Origin of the sequence: Arthrobacter sp. LAR12-1-1.1, assembly GCF_040676555.1 — a bacterium.
In the GTDB taxonomy this organism is placed as follows: Bacteria; Actinomycetota; Actinomycetes; order Actinomycetales; family Micrococcaceae; genus Arthrobacter.
In genome coordinates this window covers 251,759-273,126 of record NZ_JBEGIG010000001.1, presented here as the reverse complement: position 1 = coordinate 273,126, position 21,368 = coordinate 251,759, and the positions used below count along the sequence as shown (strand labels likewise).

At 66.1% G+C, this 21,368-nt stretch carries 18 protein-coding genes; 6 read left to right on the top strand and 12 right to left on the bottom strand.

Annotated elements, in window-relative coordinates:
* The first annotated feature begins 55 nt into the window (after positions 1 to 55).
* Positions 56 to 2,197, top strand: coding sequence for a PKD domain-containing protein (locus tag MRBLAR12_RS01265; RefSeq protein WP_364742860.1), 2,142 nt, complete (start codon positions 56 to 58; stop codon positions 2,195 to 2,197).
* A 91-nt stretch (positions 2,198 to 2,288) separates the two neighbouring features.
* Complete coding sequence (locus tag MRBLAR12_RS01260) at positions 2,289 to 2,540, top strand: hypothetical protein (RefSeq protein ID WP_364742858.1); 252 nt, start codon at positions 2,289 to 2,291, stop codon at positions 2,538 to 2,540.
* 38 nt (positions 2,541 to 2,578) lie between these two features.
* Here the strand turns inward: MRBLAR12_RS01260 and MRBLAR12_RS01255 are convergent, their stop codons facing one another.
* The 4 genes from MRBLAR12_RS01255 to MRBLAR12_RS01240 all read right to left on the bottom strand — a co-directional run bounded on the left by MRBLAR12_RS01255 (position 2,579) and on the right by MRBLAR12_RS01240 (position 5,281).
* Positions 2,579 to 2,881: a hypothetical protein gene (locus MRBLAR12_RS01255; RefSeq protein ID WP_229995296.1), complete on the bottom strand. Its 303-nt coding sequence runs from the start codon at positions 2,879 to 2,881 to the stop codon at positions 2,579 to 2,581.
* A gap of 97 nt (positions 2,882 to 2,978) precedes the next feature.
* The gene (locus MRBLAR12_RS01250; protein ID WP_229995309.1) at positions 2,979 to 4,253 is read right to left on the bottom strand and encodes an MFS transporter; all 1,275 of its coding nucleotides are present in this window, start codon (positions 4,251 to 4,253) and stop codon (positions 2,979 to 2,981) included.
* Between the two features lie 128 nt (positions 4,254 to 4,381).
* Positions 4,382 to 4,897 carry a hypothetical protein gene (locus tag MRBLAR12_RS01245; RefSeq protein ID WP_364742855.1) on the bottom strand — a complete coding sequence of 172 codons (516 nt, stop codon included), beginning with the start codon at positions 4,895 to 4,897 and terminating at the stop codon, positions 4,382 to 4,384.
* A gap of 72 nt (positions 4,898 to 4,969) precedes the next feature.
* A complete protein-coding gene (locus MRBLAR12_RS01240) occupies positions 4,970 to 5,281 on the bottom strand; it encodes a hypothetical protein (protein WP_229995298.1) in 312 nt (103 codons plus the stop codon).
* A 181-nt stretch (positions 5,282 to 5,462) separates the two neighbouring features.
* On the opposite strand from MRBLAR12_RS01240, the gene MRBLAR12_RS01235 reads away from it, so the two are divergent.
* On the top strand, positions 5,463 to 6,311 hold the full coding sequence (locus MRBLAR12_RS01235; protein ID WP_229995299.1) for an alpha/beta fold hydrolase: 849 nt from the start codon (positions 5,463 to 5,465) through the stop codon (positions 6,309 to 6,311).
* Positions 6,312 to 6,371: 60 nt separating this feature from the next.
* Here MRBLAR12_RS01235 and MRBLAR12_RS01230 read toward each other — a convergent pair whose 3' ends face one another.
* On the bottom strand, positions 6,372 to 7,478 hold the full coding sequence (locus MRBLAR12_RS01230) for a DUF3616 domain-containing protein (RefSeq protein WP_364742852.1): 1,107 nt from the start codon (positions 7,476 to 7,478) through the stop codon (positions 6,372 to 6,374).
* Positions 7,479 to 7,719: 241 nt separating this feature from the next.
* Here MRBLAR12_RS01230 and MRBLAR12_RS01225 point away from each other — a divergent pair, with 241 nt between their 5' ends.
* Entirely contained in the window at positions 7,720 to 8,064 is a 345-nt protein-coding gene (locus MRBLAR12_RS01225) for an Ig-like domain-containing protein (protein ID WP_364742849.1), read from the top strand.
* Between the two features lie 152 nt (positions 8,065 to 8,216).
* Here MRBLAR12_RS01225 and MRBLAR12_RS01220 read toward each other — a convergent pair whose 3' ends face one another.
* The 4 genes from MRBLAR12_RS01220 to MRBLAR12_RS01205 all read right to left on the bottom strand — a co-directional run bounded on the left by MRBLAR12_RS01220 (position 8,217) and on the right by MRBLAR12_RS01205 (position 14,421).
* Complete coding sequence (locus MRBLAR12_RS01220; RefSeq protein ID WP_364742846.1) at positions 8,217 to 10,202, bottom strand: aconitate hydratase; 1,986 nt, start codon at positions 10,200 to 10,202, stop codon at positions 8,217 to 8,219.
* A gap of 385 nt (positions 10,203 to 10,587) precedes the next feature.
* The gene (locus tag MRBLAR12_RS01215) at positions 10,588 to 11,649 is read right to left on the bottom strand and encodes a hypothetical protein (protein ID WP_364742843.1); all 1,062 of its coding nucleotides are present in this window, start codon (positions 11,647 to 11,649) and stop codon (positions 10,588 to 10,590) included.
* A 118-nt stretch (positions 11,650 to 11,767) separates the two neighbouring features.
* Entirely contained in the window at positions 11,768 to 12,967 is a 1,200-nt protein-coding gene (locus MRBLAR12_RS01210; RefSeq protein WP_364742840.1) for a thiolase family protein, read from the bottom strand.
* A 32-nt stretch (positions 12,968 to 12,999) separates the two neighbouring features.
* Positions 13,000 to 14,421: an NAD-dependent succinate-semialdehyde dehydrogenase gene (locus tag MRBLAR12_RS01205; RefSeq protein ID WP_356815817.1), complete on the bottom strand. Its 1,422-nt coding sequence runs from the start codon at positions 14,419 to 14,421 to the stop codon at positions 13,000 to 13,002.
* Positions 14,422 to 14,602: 181 nt separating this feature from the next.
* Between MRBLAR12_RS01205 and MRBLAR12_RS01200 the strand changes: the two genes are divergently transcribed.
* Both MRBLAR12_RS01200 and MRBLAR12_RS01195 read left to right on the top strand, forming a co-directional pair.
* The gene (locus tag MRBLAR12_RS01200) at positions 14,603 to 15,364 is read left to right on the top strand and encodes an enoyl-CoA hydratase/isomerase family protein (RefSeq protein WP_364742837.1); all 762 of its coding nucleotides are present in this window, start codon (positions 14,603 to 14,605) and stop codon (positions 15,362 to 15,364) included.
* Positions 15,361 to 16,245 carry a 3-hydroxyacyl-CoA dehydrogenase family protein gene (locus tag MRBLAR12_RS01195; protein ID WP_364742835.1) on the top strand — a complete coding sequence of 295 codons (885 nt, stop codon included), beginning with the start codon at positions 15,361 to 15,363 and terminating at the stop codon, positions 16,243 to 16,245. The genes MRBLAR12_RS01200 and MRBLAR12_RS01195 overlap by 4 nt, the downstream gene beginning before the upstream one ends.
* A 138-nt stretch (positions 16,246 to 16,383) precedes the next feature.
* On the opposite strand, the gene MRBLAR12_RS01190 is transcribed toward MRBLAR12_RS01195, so the two are convergent.
* From MRBLAR12_RS01190 to MRBLAR12_RS01180, 3 genes are all read right to left on the bottom strand, one after another.
* On the bottom strand, positions 16,384 to 18,126 hold the full coding sequence (locus MRBLAR12_RS01190) for an HNH endonuclease signature motif containing protein (RefSeq protein WP_364742832.1): 1,743 nt from the start codon (positions 18,124 to 18,126) through the stop codon (positions 16,384 to 16,386).
* Between the two features lie 242 nt (positions 18,127 to 18,368).
* A complete protein-coding gene (locus MRBLAR12_RS01185; protein ID WP_364742829.1) occupies positions 18,369 to 20,003 on the bottom strand; it encodes a flavin-containing monooxygenase in 1,635 nt (544 codons plus the stop codon).
* Between the two features lie 60 nt (positions 20,004 to 20,063).
* Positions 20,064 to 20,990: an alpha/beta hydrolase gene (locus MRBLAR12_RS01180; RefSeq protein WP_364742826.1), complete on the bottom strand. Its 927-nt coding sequence runs from the start codon at positions 20,988 to 20,990 to the stop codon at positions 20,064 to 20,066.
* Positions 20,991 to 21,368: the final 378 nt, after the last annotated feature.

Sequence of the window (21,368 nt, the reverse complement as noted above, 5' to 3'; positions counted from 1 at the left end):
ACCCTGTTCCTCCCGCCAGGGCGGAGGGGCGAAAAAGCACAGGATGGATGTCGTGATGAAACGAATACTTGCGTTCCTTATGGCGATTTTCGCGGTCGTCTCTTTGGCTGGCCTGGCCTCGGCCGCCGTCGGCCCTCCCGGAGTCAACGGGCCCGGACTCGCGGAGGCCGGCCCCGTGGATGCGACGGACGGCTACCCGGTCTGGTATCGCGACCATACCGGTCTCAGACTGGAGAAGTGCATCGCGCAGGCCGATCCGCTGTGCCCGGCCCGCGGTGCGCTGCCCGATGAAACCGCGCCGGTGTCCTTCCCGGACAACTACCCGGATGAGGGTTTCTACTCGCTGACCACCGGCACGATGGACACAGCAGGCGGTGGAAAAGCGCTCGCCGTGATTGCGCTCGAGCAGGCATTCGGCAGTGGGCCGGTTGCCGACGGCGACCAGGTCACCTTTGCCCGGCTTCGGCTGAAAATCACGAATGTCAGGGACGGGGTTGACTACAAGTTCACCACGCCGGCGGGGACCAAGACCGTCCGGACGTCGAAGCCGGGCATCGTCTTCGACACTGAGGACATCGGCATCGGCGGAAAGGGAGACTTCTCGGGCGCCCTGGGTGGAAGGATCGGACCGTTCCTGACCTGGGATACCTACCCGACCGATCCCGCCCTCAAGCCCGATGCCAACGGCAAGGCCACGTACGTCGGCGATGGCACCACCCCCCACAAGATCACGGGCAGCCCGTACGGGTCCAATATCTTCCGCATCGAGGGTCCTGGCATCAATCCGGGAACCACGGATGCATGCCCTTCGGTTCCGGGACCGGTGGCGGACTGCGTAGAAACCGACCTTTTCACGGTGCAGGGAAAGCTCGCGACCAACAGCGGTGTGGCCCCGGAGCGGGCGACGTATTCCCGGTCATCGCTCAACTCAGGGACGGTGGATGTCTTCGCATCCAGCGAATCCGGACCCCAATCAATTCAGCTCTCTGACTCGTCCGCTTCCGGCGCGGTCTTCAGCCCGACGGCGCTGGAGGGATCCGGCGGCAAGTACTTCGCCAGGATCGCTTTTGACGGACCCCAGCCACCGGCCACGGTCACTGTCACGAACTCGAGCGACGTTCCGGCGTCGGCGAAGAAGATCGACGTGGTTGACAGGGTCAGCGGCAAGGCCACCTTCAACACCGACAGCGCTGTTCTGTCGATCGAAGCCGTGTCCAGCGATACAGCGGGCGGGCGGACCTTGACCGCCCTCGGGTTCGGCGAGCTCGCATCGGGTTCCCTGGCCTCGGGCCCCCTCGCGGCTCCCCCAGTTTCTGTGACCGTTCGGTCCGACGGCAAGGGCGAAGTGGTGTTGCCCGTCGAGGTGACGGGCAGCGCCCGCACTCCGATTCCAGTGGCGGCCCAGGCCGGCGCCGACCAAACGGTCCACGAAGGTCAGAAGGTCGACCTGGACGGGTCCGCCTCCAGCGGTCCGGTGTCCACATACTCGTGGACCAGCCCGACCGGAATTGTCCTGAGCGATCCCAACGCGGCCCGGCCCAGCTTCACGGCACCCGCGCCGGGAGACTACGTCTTTTCCCTCACGGTCAACGGGCCGGGCGGGCCCAGCACGGCAACTGTCACCGTGACGGTCACGGCCTCCGTCCCGGCGGCGGCGAACGCCGGACCAAACCAACAAGGCGTGCAACGCGGAACCAAGGTCACCTTGGACGGCAGCGGTTCTACCGGTGCGGCTACCTATTCCTGGACACAGGTTGTGGGCCCGGGCGATCCCAGGGCCACCCTCGCCGGTGACACTTCCGCCCGTCCCTCGTTTACGTTCCCGCTCTACAAGTTCCCTGCGAGTTCAGGCGCGCTGACCTTCAAGCTGACGGTAGGAAGCCCTGACGGATCCTCAAGCGACGCCCAGGTGACGGTCACCCCGCGGGCGGACACGGTGGCGGTTACCTCCGCCCGCTACACGGCCAGCAAGCGCGAATGGCGGGTGGACGGCACAAGCTCCATCCCGGCCGGCCAGGCGGTAACGGTACACCTCGGCGGATTGGACGGAACCGTCCTGGGTACGGCCGTCGTGGACGCCACGGGATCGTTCGCCCTACGAGTTACTTCGACTGTTGTCGGCCGGGCCGGTCAGAGCGTGAGCGTTGAGTCCCCACTGGGCGGCACCGCAACCGGCTTTGCCGTCCGTGTCCAGTAACCATCCTGCCGCCGGACCCCGGGAGGCGGCCGCCAGGCCGGCCGCTTCCCGGGACCTCGGTGCCAGGCATGCTGACTCTGAAGGACACGGTGTGGCGCCACCGGCGTCGTCCTCCGGAACCGCGTCCGATGCGTACGCAGGCACGTCCCTGCGGCTGCAGGTGCTCGAAATCATCGACAGCCTCCTCAACAGCGCCGGGCCGGAACTGGAGGAACACCGGGTCCTTCTGCGAAGTCACCTCAAAGAGCATCCCTGGGACCCGGAAACCGCCCTGTTGCGGTACCTCTGGGACCGCGAACAGCACCTTGCCACTCCACCCGGGCTGCCAGGCGCCCACAGGTAATGGCCTCGCCGGAGCAGACCATTCAACGAAGGACGCGCTTAGGGGGCGCCCACGTTCTCGATGGCGACCGTTTCGATGATTCTGGTCGATGGCTCACCAACCAGCGCCGGAGCTGTCACACCAGTTTTCCACGTGTCGTTCTGCAGCCGGCCCAGGAAGTCCACTGCAGCCGCCTGCGTATCGAAATCCATCTCGAGCATCACATAGTCTTGCTGGTCAATCGGGCGCGAGATCCGGTATGACCGCACGCCCGACGCGGCGCGGTCCAGCGGATCACTGTCAAAAGCCCGCCGCCACATGGCAAAATCCCGGACCTGGTGTTCGATCTGCAGGGTAATCACTGAGGCGCTCCTGTCGACGGTTCTACACGCCCAACTGTAGGCCCGGAAGGCCTCACCAAGTAAGGCGCCCAGCCGAAGTGTTATACCGGAAAGCGTCCTACGCTGGCTGGGATCCGGTGTTCGTCGAACTGGTCGGGGCGTTGGCCTGATCGGCCTGGTTGCGCTGCCGGCGGCTCGCCAGCAGGAAGGGCACTGCGATCAACTCGATCGCGCCGCCGATCGCCAGCGAGGCCGGGTAGCCGTACACATCTGCCGCACGACCGAGCAGCGGCTGCACCACCACGCCACCGCTTGAGCCCATGAGCGAATCGAAGCTGAGCACTGTTGCCCGCTGCTTTGAGGCGATCATGTCGTTCAAGTACGCCTGCCGCACCGGGATGCCCGCCGACGCTACCAGCGCCCAGAGCGCCAACAGCACCAGGGCCACCCAGAACACCTGGGTGAACCCGAGCACCGCCAGGATCACAGCACCCAGGATGCTGCTCAGGATCAGCACGGTGGTGCGTCTGCGGACGAGGCGCCGGACGCGGGGCGCCATCCAGCCGCCAACCACCTGCGCTCCGGCCACGATGGCCGCCGCCAGGCCTGCGACGGAATACGCGTGAGGATCCCCGAACAGATTGAGCAAGTATGGCTGCAGGGCGTAAAACACATAGATCCCGACGCCGGCGCTGAACGGCGCGGCCAGCATCACGTACCGTACGGGCGGATTCTTCAGGCCGTTCTCGATCGAGGCGGCGAGCACAGCTCGGGTTGCCTGAAGAGGATGGGTCGAGCGTTCGGGGGTGAATCCGACGTCGTGCATGAGCGCAAAGGCCACCGCGAACATGGCCAGCAGCACGCCCACGCGCAGCAGAAACGGCACGCCCAGATTGGTGGCCTGCGCGATCACGCCGCCGGCCACAGAGCCGGCGAGCATCGCGACGCCGGACACCATCTGGCCCCGCCCGAGCACGGCCTCCATCCCGCCTTCATACCCCGAGAAGCGCAACGCATCGACGAGCCAGGCCTCGACCGCTCCAGAGAAGAAGGTGAAGCCCAGGCCGAGCAGGACCGAGACCACCGCCCACCACCAGAACGGGGCGGAAAACTGCCACAGCAGGTAGTAGAAGTAGGTCGAGACGGCCAGGGTCACGGTTCCGAGCAGGAACGATACGCGGCGCCCCCAACCGTCGGCAACCACCCCGGTGGGCACCTCGAACAGCACCATGCCGGCCGTGAAGAAGGCGTTCGCGGCAAAGGCCTCGAGGTTGCTGAGTCCGGCATCCAGCAGGAAGAGGGTGTTGATCCCCCAGATGAACGAGGCCGCAAGGGTATTGCCCAGCGTCAACGTCAGATAGATGCGCTGAATCTTTCGGGCGGCGGCGTTCATCACATCGCCGTCCCCGCCGGGGCGAGGAGGGAGCACGAGCCCATTCTCGTCTCCCCTGCCGGCACGCGCCAGAGCAAATCAGGCTGGGGGCATAACGCGAACGATCGAGCCGAAGCGGCCCGGCCTGCTCAGCTGCCCTGGTTCGTGTAGAACGACCGACGGCGGGCGTACTCATGGACCCGGTCCAGGGTCGCGATCTGTTCGCGTGCCTTCGTGGCCAGTCCGTCGAACCTGGCCCCGTCCAGTCCCAGATCGCCGGAGAGGTCGTGCAGCGTCTGCCACAGCCCCAGTTTTCCCATGACCGCCGACCGCATGAGCTCGGACTCCAGCACCAGCGTCGTCGGCGAGCGGCTCACTACGCGCCCGTTGAGCTTGAGTCGGCCGGCACGCTCGGCGACCCACGCCGCCGCCCGCCGCGGAGTTCGCCGCGGCAAGCCAAAATCCCCCACCAGTCCGCGTACATACTCCCGCTCTTCCCGGATCTGGGTGGCGAGCGCCGCAAGTTCGGTGTGGAAGGGAGTGTCCGTGAAGTCGCGCGCCATGCGCTCTATGCGGCCCTGCCCCGCTGTGGCCCCCGCGAGGTGGTCCGAAAGGTAGAGTCCGAACAATTTCTTATCGACTGCGCCGGAAATCTGGGGTGCCATGGAAGCTCCACTCTGATGGAAGAGTTGCTTGGGGATCACCACCCTACAGGAGCCTCCAACACGCCCAGAAGGTTATCGGGGCTCGGACTCGTCGCGGGCCGGTGACCGCAGTGACCCGGCGTCCGGGTCCATGGCCACGAGACCGGTATCGTCCACCACTTCCGTCAGCTCCTGCGCGACGTCCGGCTTCAGCCAGGACGCCACCACGCTGACCCCGCCGCCGTCGTCGCGGTCAATCACGACGTCGATCTCGGAGGCGGCAGCCCCCATGCGCAACAGCTGTTCGCGATAGGACGCCTCCAGGGCAATCAGGCTTTCCTCGGTCCACTCCCCCGGCCGCATCCTCGTTGAGATTTCGACCGGTTCAGGCTGATACAGCGTCATGAAAGTCCTTCCCTTGGGGTTCGATCAGGGGCGAGCACGACCCCATTCTCGCGTCCTGAGCCGGTGGGCGCCAGAGCAGGCGCGTCGGACCGCCAGGCTCCAGGGCGTTCCGGACTGCACGCCGCGGTGGCAGACTTTGTCCACCGGTGCAGTACCAATGAGGAGGATCCCTGTGGCCCACATGGCTGAGGCCCTTTTGCACGACGGCACGGCAATACCCATCCTGGTGAGCGGCGACGGCCGTGCGCTGCTCATCCCTGCGGATTTGAGGCCGCGTTCCGCGTCGGAAGCCCAGACAATGCTCGAGTGGGGCGCGGACCCTGAACTCGGGCCGAACCTTGTGTCGGCTCTCTCGCAGTCTTATCGGGTAATCGCGGCCGACTACGAGGGGCACCGGATGGCGCACCCTGCGCCGGATACCCTCACCCCGGAGAACGTCGCCGCCGATTTCCTGGCTATCGCTGATGCGGCACACGCCGAAACCTTCGGATACTACGGTTACTCCTGGCTGGCCCTGTGCGGTTTGCAGTTGGCGATCCGCACAAATCGACTCTGGGCGCTCATCATGGGCGGATTCCCACCGCTCGAAGGCCCTTACAAAAGCATGCTGGCGGTGACGCAGGCGGCCCACGCGGCGGCTGCCAGATCCTCGGAACATCCCCCGGCGGTGAACCTCCCAGTGGAACCCGGCGACTGGGATGCCGCCACAATACAGACCAACGAAGCACAAACCCGCCAGTTCCTCACGCTCTACGAAGCGCTCCAAGACTTCGACGATTCAACTGTTGGCGTGGCGCCGGATCTGCCGCGGCTTGCGTTCGCCGGCTCCGCCGATCAAATCGTTTACGGACCGCGCTGGGGAGACGTGACGGTGCGAATCGGCGAACCTCTTGCTGCCCACGAGCGCGAGCTCATCGAGGCCGGGTGGGACGTGCAAGTACTCCCCGCACTCGATCACCTGAGCGCGATGCACAGCGACGTCGTCGTTCCTCTCCTGCAGGCCTGGCTCGGAACAGTGGGCCGGGAGTAGAAGTGGGCAGCGGGCAATAGGAAGGCCCTCAACCCCGCGGCACCGTGGCGGCGCTGGTCCCTACTTGCTGAGCCGGAAGATATCGGCCTTGATCCCATGGCGTCCTGTCTTGCGCTTTCCGGCCGGCGACCCATACAACACCAACGCCGACCTGCCGTCGTCGAGAACGGCGATCCCCTCGGCATGGTCCTCGCCCTCACCGAACGGCACGTCAAATTCGCACTGCAAGTCGTCCTTCGGCAGGACAGCCTCGGCCTGCGACGTCAGCGCGTCCCGCCAGCGAAACACGGCCGCGCGCCCGTCGAGCTCCATGGTGGGTCCCGCCAACACGAGCAGGTCCTCCCCGTGACGGCACAGATCCCGCACGCCCAAGCCATGCAGGCGAAGGAAGTGCTTGCGGTAGCGACGATTCCCGGGACCGATCGGCTGCGGCTCCAGGCCGGCCCCGTCACCAACCTGGAGCTCTATGAGCATCGCCCACCCGCGCAGCACCGGCCCGCGCAGACCGATGAACACCCGGTCGCCCGCTACGGCGAGGCCCTCGCAGTCAATGCCGTTGTCCTTGCCCGGGATCGGGCGACCGGTCTTCGAGGACTGGATGAAGCTTCCAAGGTGTGGGTCATCGGCCAGGAGATCCACCAAGTCCGCGCCCCGGCCGAGGCCCAGCACGGCGGGGCGCTGCTGCTGACCCATCGGGCTGCCACCCGGATCGAGGAGAACCTCATCGGGATCTAGCAGGGTCTTAGTCGAAAGCCGGGCCAACACCCGACGGCGCTGGCTGACCTCCACCGTCGCCAGGGATCTCTGCGCCTCCGCGGGGGTGGAGTTGTTCTTGACCTGTTTGCGGGCCGAACTGTGCGATCCGACCAGCCACAGCGTGTCACGCTCGACATCGAGTCCTTCGATGTCCAACTCGCCCTTGTCTCCAGGCAGCTCAAGGACCTGGGTGAGATCGAAGCTGCGATGGGCGCGAGCCTGGTCACCGTCCTCCAGCGTGAGCCGCTCGAGACTGGTCGTCTCATCATTGGCGACCCAAAGGTGGGGCCCCTGGCGGGCGACGGCAGACAACCCATCGCGGAGGTCAGCCTTCGGATCGAGGGTGCTGCGCTGATCGAGTACGAGGGTGATGTCGCCGGAAGGCTCGTCCGGCCGCGGCCATCCGCTCACCGCGGATCACCCATCCTCGTCAGCAGCAGTCGGTCCCACAATTGAGCTCCCATGCTTCATCACGTCACCATCATCATCCACCCGGCGGGCGGGCGAGGCCACAGCACCCCGCCACCCGGAATACCGGACACCCCTGGTACGGGCTGGTACCGTCTGGCCCGATGTCGGGCCCAAGATTTCTCCAAGTCTCCGCCCGTAGCGTCCTGTGCAACTCGACGGGCTGAACGTCTGCGTCAGGGGCATGCCTGTGCGCACACGGGGAATCAATCCCCTTCAGCCCGCACCTGCGGACGGATCGAAGCTCGCCCGAACTGCGAATATCACGGCAACCTTCAGCGAAGCCGTCGCCGGCACCAGTACCGGTAACCACTTCGACTTGCGCAACGCCACCACGAACGCCATGATCCCGGTTGAGGCGTTCTCCTACAACGCCGTTACGCGGGTAGCCACGCTGAACCCGAACGATACGCTGGCCGCCAACACCAAGTACACCGCCACGCTGACCAACGGTTTGTATGGCGGCATCCTCGACGCTGGCGGCAATCCCCTCCAGACCACTCGTTGGAGCTTCACCACCGGCCCGTAACGCGCGGCCGCAGGATGAAGTCACGGCCAGCGAGCACAGTGCTCCCTAGCCAGCGGGGTTCTTAAAAGGCAACTCCCCTGAGGAGCTTCAACCGGCCCGGATACCCCGGAGGGCAGCTCCTGCCGCCGTTCGCAGCGATGGCAGCCGGGCACTCACGCGCTAGGCCGGGCCGCGGCGTCCCGCGCTCTCCGTTCACGCAGCCAGGGGATGAGGCCACCGGCCAGGAGCATGTCCACCTGACGATTGGAGAGGCTGTGCCGCACAGGGTAGACCTCGCCGCGGGTCTCGTTCTGGACCAGGATCTCCGTGCCTGTGACGAGGGCGTCATGTATGCCTGTCAGCAGGAGCACATCGCCTTGTTCGATACGGTCGTGATCGGCGGGATTCGTGAACTCGAGTGCGAGGACGCCGAAATTGGCCAAGTTCTGCCAGTGGATCCGCGCGAACGAGACGGCCACCACTGCACGCAGCCCGAGGAAGCGCGGAGTGATCGCTGCATGTTCCCGTGAGGATCCCTGGCCGTAGTTGGTGCCGCCGACCAGGATGTGGCCTGTCGAGTCGCGGGTTCGTGCGGCGCGGGCGGCGTAGGTGGGGTCGACCTGGTCGAAGGTGAATTCGGCGAGTTTGGGGATGTTGCTGCGGTAGGGCAGAACGCGCGCTCCGGCCGGCAGAATCTCATCCGTCGAGACATCGTTGCCCACAACCAAGGCGACTGGCGCCTCGATACGGTCGGCGAGGGGACCGAAGACCGGAAGCGAGGAGATGTTGTCGCCCTTGACCAGTTCCACTTTGCCGGCTTCCTCCGGCGCCAACGGACTCTCCAGCATTGACAGGTTCACGCTCGACACCCCGGGAAGTTCGATCTCGGGATACTCGAGGTCGAAGAGCTCTGTCAGGTCCCGCGGATCGGTGACAACTCCGGTGAGCGCGGCCGCGGCGGCCGTCTCCGGTGAGCACAGGTAGACCGAATCCTCCTTCGTGCCCGAACGGCCGGGAAAGTTGCGGGGCATCGTGCGCAGGCTGTTGCTTCCGTTCGCGGGGGCCTGGCCCATACCGATACAGCCCATGCATCCGGTCTGATGCAGCCGGGCTCCGGCGCTGATCAGATCAAACGTGGCCCCCATCTTGGTGAGGTCCTGCAGGACCTGTCGGGAACTCGGATTGACGTCGAAAGACAATCCGGGGTGGCACTGCCGCCCCTTCGTGATTGCGGCGACCATTGCGAAGTCGCGCAGGCCCGGGTTCGCTGAGGACCCAATCACCACCTGCGCCACTGCCCTGCCTGCGACCTCCCGCACCGGAACGACGTTGCCGGGCGAGCTGGGCAGGGCGATGAGCGGCTCGATCGTCGCGAGGTCGACCTCTTCGGTCACGTCGTAGGTGGCATCGGAATCGGCGAGGAGTTCGGTGAAGTCGCCCTCGCGCTGTTCGGAGCGCAGGAAGGCCCGGACCTGGTCGTCGGCCGGGAAGACCGTGCTCGTCGCACCGAGTTCGGCGCCCATATTGGCAATCACGTGCCGGTCCATCGCACTCAGGGTGGCGAGGCCGGGACCGTAGTACTCGATGATCCGGTCCCTGCCGCCCTTCACGCCGTGCCGGCGCAGCATTTCGAGAATGACGTCTTTGGCGCTGGTCCACGGTGGCAGCTTGCCGGTAAGCCTCACGCCCCAGATCTCCGGCATCTTCAGGTAGAGCGGCTCCCCCGCGATTGCCAGGGCTACCTCGGTCCCGCCGACCCCGATTGCCAGCATCCCCAGTGCACCTGCGGCCGGGGTATGGCTGTCGGAGCCGACCATGGTTTTGCCCGGGACGCCGAACCGCTGCATATGAGTCGGGTGGGAGACTCCGTTTCCGGCCTTCGAGAACCACAGGCCAAACCGGCGGCAGGCCGAGCGGAGAAAATCATGGTCCTCCGCATTCCTGCTGTCGGCCTGCAACAGGTTGTGGTCCACGTACTGCACGGACACTTCTGTTTGTGCCTGGTCGAGACCGAGGGCCTCCAGTTCAAGCATGACCAGCGTCCCGGTCGCGTCCTGGGTGAGGGTCTGATCGATATGCAAACCAATCTCAGCCCCGGGCGTCATCTCTCCGGCGACCAGGTGGGATGCGATGAGCTTTTGGGCCACGTTGTAGGCCACGGCGGGCTTCCTTACTCGATGGCGAGGCCGGACGCATCCGTCGGCAACAAACCGGCCACCGGGCACTCTCCCTTATCCCCAAAATAGCCCACTCCGGGCGCCGGGAACAGTAGAGATCAGGCGCCCCTGGCAGGGAAGCCCGGGCGGTACAGGCACGCTAGGGAAACGTTAAGACTTTCTCGGTCCGGCCCACGCGCCGGTATCCCGAGGTAGCGTGAAGGGTGCGTCGTCCCTGCAGAGTCCCCCAACGATGCAGGGGCGGCGCCTCGCACCCCCGGCCGGTTCGGCATTCGTGCTCAACTGCGCTACGCCTGTCGCCGGCCGCTGCCGCGTATGTCAGTCATCGCAGCGCTGCCGGCCCCGGGGCCGCTGCCGCGTATGTCAGTCATCGCAGCGCTGCCGGCCCCGGGACGCTTCTGGTGTTCCAAGAGCTGAGGAAGGCCAGGGCCGCAGCCAATCCCGCACTGAGCACAACGGCTCCCAGCCACATCGACACGGGCCATTGAATCGATGACGCCAGGGCGATGCCGGCCAGTTGGCCCGTCCAGATAAGTGCCGCCAGTATTGCGGTGACCGCAGGCAACCGGCGTCTCAGCCACGGCCCCGCCCGTAGGGCCAGCAGCAGGTCCGCCACGACCGCGATTATCGTGGCCCCGGCCGCACCGGCGACCGCTGCCGGGCGCAGCCCCGACATGGCCAGGGGCAGCCACGCCACCACGGCGACCAGGATGGTGGCTATGCCGTAAGGCGGCCGTCGGGCCCCGGAGAGGGTGTAGAGGAAGGGGGCGATGATCAGCGCTGTGGTCACCAGATAGCTGGCCAGTCCGAGGGCCGGGGGCAGCTCAGCCTGGGTGTGCCCGGGGCTCCCGATCGGCGTCTGTAGATATGGGACGGCCGGCGGGGTCCGGACGAAGGCCGAGAGGTAGATCAGGAAGAAGGAGCCCAGTCCGGTCAGCAGGGCGAGCGACAGTACCGCAGGCGGCGACCATTTGAAGGCCTCTGAGCCGCTGGCGGCCCGCGCACTACGGATACCTGTGCCGAGGATGAGGAAGAGGCTGAACCCCAGCAGCAAGTGTGTGGGGCTCACCAGAGCATCGAGGGAGACTTCGATGCCCAGGATCTCGTGCCAGGCCAGATCCAGAACGCCGGCGACTGCGAAGAGGGCGAGTCCGATCACCGTGCCCTGGTAGCCCGCCGGAACCGCCCGGGTCAACGGCCTCCCAGGCTGACGGTTCCTCCAGATCACGCTTGCCGTCCACGCGGCGGTGGCCACGAGGCCCGAATAGAGCGCCGCGTGCCAGGGAGTGAAAAAGGTTTCCAGCCCGGGAACGTGCATGTGGGCCCAGCCGTCCAGGAAGACGGCCAGGAGGAGCCAGATGCCCAGCAGTTCCGTCACAAGATCGTTCCGCGCCCCTGCCCGGAGAGTCCGTGCTGCCGTGTCAACCATGGTCTCTCTCCTCGCACTCAACGTGCCTCCCCAGACTGCCGGGGCGGCCCGTATCTTGCTCCGGCCGAATGGTTAAAGCTTGGACCTCCCGGTGTCCAACCGCCAGTGCCGGAACGGCTCAGCCCTTCACGCCAGAAGTTACGTTTTCGAGCACGACGGCGAGGCCCTGGCCGACGCCGATGCAGATCGCGGCGACGCCCCAGCGCTGCCCGGAGGCCTGCAGGGACCGGGCCAGGGTGCCCAGGATCCGGCCGCCGGAGGCACCGAGCGGGTGGCCCATCGCGATCGCGCCGCCGTGCCGGTTCACGATCCCGGGGTCGATCCCCCAGGCGTTGATGCAGGCCAGGGACTGCGCGGCGAACGCCTCGTTCAGTTCGACGGCGCCGACCTGGTCCCAGCCGATGCCGGCCTTCGCGAGGGCCTTGTTCGCGGCCTCCACGGGGGCGTAGCCGAAGTACTGGGGATCGTTGGCGTGCGCGCCGCGCCCGGCGATCCGGGCCAACGGCTCCAGGCCCAGGATCCCGGCGGCCTTTTCACTGCCCAGCCAGGCCGCGGACGCGCCGTCGGAGAGCGGGGACGCGTTCCCGGCGGTGACGGTGCCGTTTTCGGTGCGGAACACGGTCTTGAGCCCGGCGAGCTTCTGGGCCGAGGACCCGGCCCGGATGCCTTCGTCGCGGACCAGGTCCGTGCCCGGGACCGGGACGACGAGGTTGTCGTAGAAGCCCTCGTCCCAGGCCGCGGCGGCGAGGTTGTGGGAGGCGGCGGAGAACTCGTCCTGCGCCTGCCGGGTCACGCCGTACTTCTCCGCCAGCCGTTCGGTGGCCTCGCCCAGGGAGATGGTCCAGTCCTTCGGCATGGCCTGGTTCACCAGCCGCCAGCCTAGCGTGGTGGAGGCCAGGGTGAGGTCCCCGGCCGGGTACGGTTTCTCGGTCTTGGGCAGCACCCAGGGGGCGCGGGACATGGATTCGGCGCCGCCGATCAGCATGAGCTCGGCGTCGCCGGTGGTGATCTGCCGGGAGGCGATGATCGCCGCGTCCAGCGAGGACCCGCAGAGCCGGTTGACCGTGGTGCCCGGGACCGAGACCGGCAGCCCGGCCAGCAGGGTGCCCATCCGGGCGATGTTGCGGTTTTCCTCGCCCGCGCCGTTGGCGTTGCCGAACACCACCTCGTCGATCCGCTCCACGTCCAGCCCCGGGGCGCGCTTCACCGCTTCCCGGATCACGTGCGCGGCAAGATCATCCGGCCGGACCCCGGCCAGGCCCGAACCGAACTTCCCGAACGGGGTCCGGACGGCGTCGTACACAAAAGCCTGATTCATATTTCCTCGTATTCCTTCTCGCCGTCGTCGGCCTAAGCAGCCGGGATCCGGATGAGCTTTTTGTTGGCGAATTCGTTGATGCCGTATTGCGCCAGTTCACGGCCGACGCCGGAACGCTTCACCCCGCCAAAGGGAAGGTCAGCGGCACTGCGGCTGATGCTGTTGATCCAGACCATTCCGGTCTCCAGTTGTTCGGCAAGCCGCTGGGCGGCCTCAACATCGGTGGTGAAGATGGAGCTGGAGAGGCCGAAGGGCGAGTCGTTGGCCAGGTCAACGGCAGCTTCGGGAGAGTCCACCCGGTAGACCACGGCGGCGGGGCCGAAGATCTCTTCCGAATAGGCCCGCATTTCCGGCGTCACACCAGTGAGAACTGTTGCGGGGTAGTAAGCGCCTGATCCGTTGGGGGCGCCCCCACCCGTGACGGCAGTCGCGCCCTTGGAAACTGCATCCTGGACCAGCTCGGCGATTTCGTCGACGGAGGCCCGGGATGACAGCGGCCCGAAGGTCGTCTGCGCATCGGTCGGATCGCCCGGCGCGATCTTGGACATGGCGTCGGTGTAGCGGCGCAGGAACTCGTCGTAAATGTCACCGACAATGATGAAGCGCTTGGACGCTGTGCAGGCCTGGCCGCCGTTGTACATCCGACCGGCCACTGCTCCGGCCACGGCCTTGTCCAAATCAGCATCCGGCAGCACGATGAACGGGTCAGAGCCGCCAAGCTCCAGCACATACTTCTTCAGATGGCGGCCGGCAATTTCCGCGACGGCGGATCCGGCCTTCTCGGACCCTGTCAGGGAGACGCCCTGCACCCGCGGGTCGGCGATCATGGTGGCAATCTGGCCGCTTGTGGCAAACGCGTTGATATAGACATCGCTCGGAAGCCCGGCGTCGCGGAAGACAGCCTCGATGGCCAGTGCCGACTGCGGGCAGTTGCGTGAGTGCTTGAGGACCACGGTGTTCCCCAGCACGATGTTGGGTGCGGCGAAACGGGCGACCTGGTAGTAGGGGAAGTTCCACGGCATGATCCCGACCAGCGGTCCGATCGGTTCGGTGCGGACGACGGCCGAGCCGGGTCCGCTGATCTCCAACGGTTCATCGCGGAGGAAGCGCTCGGCGTTGTCTGCGTAGTAGGCGTAGATCGAGGCCACGAGGGCAACCTCGCCGCGCGCTTCGGCGATCGGCTTGCCCATCTCCAGGGTCAGCAGGGCGGCGAGTTCTTCGGATCGTTCACGGTGCAGTTCCGCGACGCGGCTCAACACTGCGGCCCGTTCGGCCAGCGGCGTTGAGCGCCAGTTACGGTATTCAGTGAAGGAGCGCTTGAGTACGTCCTGCACTTCCTCGTCGGTGAGTGTCGGGAACTCGGCAACGCGTTCTCCGGTTGCCGGGTTGATGGTCGCGTAGTTGCTCATGATCCGGAACTCTTTCTGCAGGTACGTCCTTGTCTTAGCAATCACGATCCCAGCTTCCGGCTATGCAGTCCAATACTTATTAACCGCATGATCAATGTGATTTATGGATCAATGGCAGTCGGCCTCGGGCGCTCACGCCTCAACTCCACATCTATTAGTTTTCCGCAATAATTGAGCACTCATTAGGTATTGGACGCTGAGTAATCAGCGGTGCCATGGTGGGCTAGTGAAGACGATCAAGATCCACGACGCCGGCGCGACCGTCCATGTCGAACTCAACAGGCCAGAAGTCCGCAACGCCATGGACCAGCTCATGGTGAACGAGTTGCACACCTTATGCGCGGATTTGGAGCGGAATCCCAAAATCCTCATCCTCTCCGGGGCGCAACTCCCCTCCGGCGGCATCTTTGCTTCCGGTGCGGACATCGCCCAACTCCGGGAACGGCGCCGTAATGATGCCCTGGCCGGCATCAATTCCGGTCTCTTCCAGCGAATCTCCAGGCTGCCAATGCCTGTGATCGCTGCGATTGACGGCTTTGCGCTCGGCGGCGGCGCTGAACTTGCTTACGCGGCAGACTTCCGGATCGCCACACCGCGGGCAAAGATCGGCAATCCCGAAACCGGGCTCGGCATCCTCGCTGCCGCAGGCGCCGGCTGGCGCCTCGTGGAACTCGTGGGCGAGCCCCTGGCCAAGGAAATACTGCTCACCGGGAAAGTGCTCGACGGCGCAGAGGCGATGGCTGTCCGGCTCGTCACCGAGCTGCATGAACCAGACCAGCTGATCCCCGCAGCCTTCGCCCTCGCGGCCCGGATCGCGTCCCAGGATCCGCTCGCGGTCCGCCTCACCAAGAGTGTCCTCCATGCACCAAGATCCGCACACCCGGCCATTGACGAACTCGCCCAAGGCATCCTCTTTGAATCAGAGGCAAAGTTTGAGCGGATGCAGGCATTTCTGGACCGAAAAAAACACAAAGGAACCAGCACATGACCATTTCCACTTCCACGTCACAACCAGAATCCCCGGGCGTTCCTAAGAACGTAGGCGTCCTCGGCGGAGGCCGGATGGGTGCCGGCATCGCGCACGCCTTCCTTGTCGCCGGAGCGGCGGTGACCGTCGTCGAACGTGATGCTTCAGCCGCCGCAGCTGCCCGCGACCGCGTCACCGGCACACTGGCCAAAGCCATTGAGAGGGCTGCCGTCACCGAAGATCTTGACTCGCTCCTCAGCAGGTTTGCGGTCTCGACGGACGCCGTCGACTTCGGCAGCGCGGGCCTTGTTGTCGAAGCCGTTCCCGAGGACTTCAAGCTCAAGCAGGACGCGTTGCTCAATGCTGAGAGCAACCTTGGCGCGGATGCCTGGATTGCCACCAACACGTCCTCGCTGTCCGTCGCGCGGCTGGCCGCCTCACTGCGCGGGCCGGAGCGGCTCTGCGGGCTGCACTTCTTCAATCCGGTCCCGGCGTCAACGCTGGTGGAAGTCGTCCTTGGCCCACAGTCCGCCCCTGAACTCGCGGACGCCGCTACCAACTGGGTGCGCGGGCTGGGTAAGACCCCAATAGTGGTCAACGACGCACCCGGCTTCGCGAGCTCGCGTCTGGGCGTTGCACTGGCACTGGAAGCCATGCGAATGCTGGAAGACGGGGTGGCAAGTGCCCAGGATATCGACGCCGCCATGGAACTCGGCTACCGGCACGCATCCGGACCACTGCGCACCACGGACATCGTGGGCCTGGACGTCCGCCTCGGAATCTCCGAATACTTGCACGAAACGCTCGGCGAACGGTTCGCCCCACCACGGATCCTCCGCGAGATGGTGGCGCGAGGCGAGCTCGGACGCAAGTCCGGCAAGGGGTTCTACGACTACTCCTGAACTGCCTGGGTCAGGTACTGGATGGCGGCCAGCGATTCTCGCTGGCCGCCATCCTGCTCAACAGAGCAGTCGCGGCTGCGGCGTCCTTCGCGCGACGAATCGCTGACTCTCAGCACCAGGCACCACACAACTCGTCACTCAGACGCATTGAAGTAGGCCGGATTCCGGGGAGGGGCTGCCCCGGGGTACTGACCAGCCCGGATTGTCCGTGTCCACCGACGGTAGTGGGTGCGCGGCGGTGAATTGGTGCCATTCCGGGAAGGGGTCCGGGGGCAGGTCCGGTTCGGGATCCCGGTCGGGTTCCCGGCCGGGATCCTGGCCGGTTTCCTGGCCAGGGTCCCCGGTGAATGCCGGGTCCGGACGAAGTCCTGGGCCCGTGGGCAGGCTGCGGTCCGGGAGCGTGTCTGCGGCCGGGATATTGCGTGGCCAGTGGGGTGGTTCCCAGTCCTGGTGCTCGCTGGGGTAGTGCCGGCCGGACGGTGAAATCCAGCCCGGCGGGTGGTCCTTGCCGGCCCGGGTGGGTTGCCAGGCGGAGCCGTGTTTGAGCCGGTGATGCCTGGGGCAGGGTTGGCCCAGGTTGGAGATGCCGGTGGTGCCGCCGTCGGCCCAGGCCAGGAGGTGGTCTGCCTCGTTGTCCAGGGAGTGGTTGCCGCAGCCGGGGAACGGGCATTTGCCGTCGCGGAGCCGGAGCCAGTGGCGCTGGGCCTTCGTCAGACGGTAGCTGCTCCGGCCGATTTCCAGCGGGGCGCCGTCACGGGGGTCGGTCAGGACCCGGTAGAAGGAGTCCGCGCCGCCGGTGATCAGGCGGCGGGCCATGGACGGCGGGATCGGCCCGTACCCGTCCAGGGTGGCCGGTTCCTCGCCGGCGCCCAGGAGCGACAGGACCGGGACGGTGATCAGCACCTGCGCCCGCGGCGACGGCACACCACCCCCGGCCCCACCCCCGCCCAGGCCGGCCGCGCCGTCGGCCATTCCGCCGGTTCCGCCCAGGCCGGTGCCGCCGTCGGCCATTTCGTTGGTGAGGAGCCAGGTGGCGGCGACGTCGGCGCGGAGCTGGGAGAGGTTCCGGGCCTCGTCCGGGCCCTGGAGGGCGCGGGCGGCGGCGGTGGTCCGTTCCCAGATCCCCGCGGCGGTGTCGGCCGGGAGATAGGCCGAAAGCCAGGCCATGCCGTCCCGGTCCGGGGCGAAATCGACCCGCCGGTCCGCGGCGCTCTTGGCGTGGCGCTGTTCGATGCTGACCGGGTGGTGGCGTTCACGCCAGGTGCGTGCCTTGGCCCGGAACCGGGACGGGATGAGGTCCCCGGCCGGGCAGCCGCGGGCCGGGCTGGGCGCGCCGGGGTCCAGGAAGTGCGCCTCCAGCCCGGCCGCTGCGGCCGGTTCCAGGCCGGAGGTTTCCTCGACGATGATCCGGGCGTGCTGCCAGGAGATCGTCCCGGCCTGCAGCGCGGCCAGGGCCAGCGGCAGCGCCGTGGTCAGCGCCAGGGAATCGGACAGGAGGGCGCCGGCGGTCCGTTCGCTGACGGTCAGGACACAGGCGACCTCGGCGACCATGGCCATGGCATGGGCCGTGCGTTCGGGCGGGGACGCCGCCGGCGGCGCCAGCGCCCCGGTGGCCCGCGCGTAGTCCGCGGCCAGCCGCACCTTCAGCGCCGCGGTCCGGGCCTCCAGCCGGGCCGCCTCGGCGAGCCCGTCCAGGCAACCGTCCGCCACGCTCCGCAGCGGATCGGCGTCGCGCAGCGGGTCGGCGCCGGGCGGATCGGAGCGGTCCGCGCCGGCCCCGATCAGGCCAGCAAGCGCGGCAGCGGACGCGGCGACGGCCTCCACGGCCGCCCTGCTCTCCGCACTCCACGCTGTCCTGCTGTAAGCTGTCCTGCTGTCCATACCCACAGCATCTCAGGACGCACCGACAATAAAGATGACACTGTCTGCAATGCAGCGCGACGCCGGCCCCGGCCAAGGCACCGAGACTGGTTTACGGTCTAGAGGCTGAGGCCGGGTCGCTGAGCTCCCCGTCATGATCCGGCAGATCCGGGAAATGCCTATCGGAGGTAGCGCCCAACGCAGAACGGCGGCCACCACTCCCCCAAGGTGTGGCAGCCGCCGTCGCTAGCGTTTGATTGTGGTTACTCCGACGGAACGAGCACCTTCAGATCGAAGCCTTCGTAGCCCGCGTCGCGGACTTCGGCAAGCTTGTTCCGGTAGTTGCCAAGGCCGCCGAGGTAGAACATGACGGTCTTCTTCTTGCCCGGGATGTTGGCACCGAAGATCCAGGAGTCGGCCTTCGGGAAGAGCGTCATGTCGGCAATCTGCTGGCAGGTGACGGTCCAGGCTTCTTCGGCCTCGGCCGTCGGCTCCACGGACGCCACCTGGCCGGTTTCGGCGTCGTTGATCAGCTGGGAGATCCACTCAACCTGGGCCTCGATGCTCGGCGGCAGGTTGGTGAAGGGGCCGTTGGGGCCCAGGATCATAAACATGTTCGGGAATCCTGCGGTGGTGACACCGAGGTAGCTGGTGGGACCGTCCTTCCAGTGCTCCTGGATGGTCTCACCATTGCGGCCACGGATGTCCATCCGCGTGTAGTTTCCGTCGACGGCGTCGAAGCCGGTGGCAAAGATCAGCACATCGAGCTCGTGCTCCACCCCGTCCGAGGTCCTGATGCCCTTGGGCGTCAGCTCGACGATCGGCGTCTCCTTCACCGATACCAACTCGACGTTGTCCCGGTTGAACGTGGCGTAGTAGCCGCTGTCGCAGAGGGGGCGCTTGGCGTAAAGATCGGTGGGAGTAAGCTTGCGGGCCGTCTCCGGGTCCTTGACGATCTCGGCGATCTTGCCGCGGACAAATGATGCGGCGGCTTCGTTGGCTTCCCGGTCCGTGGCGATGTCGCCGAACGTGTTGAACATGAAGCGGAACCCGCCGCCTTCTTCCCAGGCTTTCTGGAAGACGGCCCGGCGGTCTGTTTCGGAGACGCTCATGGCCGGCACGGAGCTTTCCTCGAATCCGAAGGCGACGCCGGAACCTCGGACCTGCTCCCAGATTTTTCCGTAGTCCTTCTTGACGGAATCGACGTACTCCTGCGTGACAAGGGTATTGCCGACCGGCACACTGTACTGCGGGGAGCGCTGGAAGACAGTGAGGTGTCCCACCTTGGGCGCGATTGCGGTGATGATTTGCAGGCCGGTGGATCCGGTGCCCATGACTCCGACCCGCTTGCCTGTAAGGTCCACTCCTTCGGGCCACGCACCTGAGTGGTAGATCTTGCCCTCAAACGAGTCGATGCCCGGGATCTTGGGAACATTGGTGGCCGAGAGCAGGCCGAGGCCGTTGACAATGTACTTCGCGGTGATGGTTTCGCCGGTGTCGGTGCCGATCACCCATCGGTTAGTCGATTCGTCGTACCGGGCCGAAGTGATTCCGGTATTGAGCTGGATGTCCTTGCGCAGTTCGTACCGGTCCACGACGTGTTCCAGATACTTGAGGATTTCCGGCTGGGTCACATACTTGTGGCTCCAGTTCCATTCGTTCAGCAGTTCGTCGTCGAACGAGTAGCGGTACACGAAGCTCTCGGTGTCCGACAGGGCACCCGGGTACCGGTTCCAGTACCAGGTGCCGCCCACGCCACCGGCGCGGTCGAAGGCGCGGACGCTGAGGCCCAGTTCGTTGCGCAACTTGTGCAGCATATAGATGCCGCCAAAGCCTGCGCCAACGACGACGGCGTCGAGTTCAGTGCTGGGGGCAGTGCGCCCCTGCTCTTCAGCCATGATGAAATACTCCTTTGTGTTTCAAGTCTTGTGTTGTGAAGTGGCCGGGCTCAGTACGGTTCAGTACTTGTGCCAGCCGGCGATGCGGGCGAGTTCGGCGTCGGCGACTCCGGAGTTACCGGCCAGGAACGGGTAGACGTGCTGCTGGCCTTCGCCGATGGAGAGGGTCACGTCGACGCCGGCCGCTTCGGCCAGTGCGTTCAGCCGGGTGGCGTTGTCGAGGAGGGATTCGGCCGAGCCTGCGGTCAGGTACAGGCGGGGGAACCCGGTGAAGTCGGCATAGAGAGGGTTGGCCAGAGGGTTCTGCGGGCTCACGGAAGCTCCCAGGACACCGGCAATCATGCCCTCGAGCAGCGGAGCACTAATCAGTGCGTCCGTGGCGTCGTTGGTGACCAACGTTTCGCCCTTGTTCTCCATGTCCAGCCATGGTGAGAAAGCGATGACCTGGCCGGGAAGCGGTTCGCCCTGCTCCTTGAGCGCCAACGCAATGGCGATCGCCAGGTTGCCTCCGGCAGAGTCGCCGACTGTGGTGATGTCGTGCGGGTGGATTCCGCTCTCGACGAGGGCCTTGAACACGGCCACGCCGTCTTCAACCTGGGCCGGGTGCGGGTGCTCGGGTGCACGGCGGTAGTCAAGGACAAACGTGACGACGCCGACTGCCTTGGCAACGTGGCCGGCCAGCTTGCGGTGGCTTGCGGCGGACCCGACCGCGAAGCCGCCGCCATGGGTGTAAAGCAGCACCTTCGTTCGGTCCGCGCCTTCCGGGAATGCCCAGATGCCCGGAACGCCGCCGACGACGTCTTCCTTGTACGTGACCGCTTCGGGTTCCCGGGTGGGCTGGTGCCACTCGTCGAACATGCTGCGGAAAAGCCGCATGGTCAGATCCGGGGTGGTGGCCATGATTTCGGACCAGTCGGCGTACAGGTCACGGAGGGGGTCGGTCGCCTGAACTGTTTCAGTGACGTCTGCGTCGGTTGAGATTGACATCTCATACTCCTTCGTATGGAAAACATCCCGGGAGTGGCCCGGAGGTGAAGTGGATCGGAATCCTGGTGCGATTTGCCGCTAGATATAGCGTGGATCACATCTGTGCCGGCTCAGTGTTCCACTTTGAAACACCGGGCCGGGTCAACGGTTGCAGCCCGTGGAGAGCAGGCGCACTGCGCCCTTGGAAGCCTGGGAAGCCGCTGTACCGGGTGCCCCAATGAGCCCGTAGATGGCTGCTGCCAGTCGGCTGACCGGGTGACGTCATGCGTGATGAAGTGAGCGGAACCTCCGGCGTCCGCTGATCTCCTCGGCCACTGCCTTCCCGGCGGCTTCCCTGACGTCGGTGACAACGACTTTGGCCTCTTCGGCGGCGACTAG

Bases quoted from the DNA above. Each gene is read 5' to 3' on its own strand.
- MRBLAR12_RS01240 (WP_229995298.1), bottom strand. From the start codon at position 5,281: ATGACGCTGTATCAGCCTGAACCGGTCGAAATCTCAACGAGGATGCGG.
- MRBLAR12_RS01250 (WP_229995309.1), bottom strand. From the start codon at position 4,253: ATGAACGCCGCCGCCCGAAAGATTCAGCGCATCTATCTGACGTTGACG.
- MRBLAR12_RS01265 (WP_364742860.1), top strand. From the start codon at position 56: ATGAAACGAATACTTGCGTTCCTTATGGCGATTTTCGCGGTCGTCTCT.
- MRBLAR12_RS01195 (WP_364742835.1), top strand. From the start codon at position 15,361: ATGACCATTTCCACTTCCACGTCACAACCAGAATCCCCGGGCGTTCCT.
- MRBLAR12_RS01245 (WP_364742855.1), bottom strand. From the start codon at position 4,897: ATGGCACCCCAGATTTCCGGCGCAGTCGATAAGAAATTGTTCGGACTC.
- MRBLAR12_RS01210 (WP_364742840.1), bottom strand. From the start codon at position 12,967: ATGAATCAGGCTTTTGTGTACGACGCCGTCCGGACCCCGTTCGGGAAG.
- MRBLAR12_RS01180 (WP_364742826.1), bottom strand. From the start codon at position 20,990: ATGTCAATCTCAACCGACGCAGACGTCACTGAAACAGTTCAGGCGACC.
- MRBLAR12_RS01185 (WP_364742829.1), bottom strand. From the start codon at position 20,003: ATGGCTGAAGAGCAGGGGCGCACTGCCCCCAGCACTGAACTCGACGCC.
- MRBLAR12_RS01190 (WP_364742832.1), bottom strand. From the start codon at position 18,126: ATGGACAGCAGGACAGCTTACAGCAGGACAGCGTGGAGTGCGGAGAGC.
- MRBLAR12_RS01235 (WP_229995299.1), top strand. From the start codon at position 5,463: ATGGCTGAGGCCCTTTTGCACGACGGCACGGCAATACCCATCCTGGTG.
- MRBLAR12_RS01225 (WP_364742849.1), top strand. From the start codon at position 7,720: ATGCCTGTGCGCACACGGGGAATCAATCCCCTTCAGCCCGCACCTGCG.
- MRBLAR12_RS01215 (WP_364742843.1), bottom strand. From the start codon at position 11,649: ATGGTTGACACGGCAGCACGGACTCTCCGGGCAGGGGCGCGGAACGAT.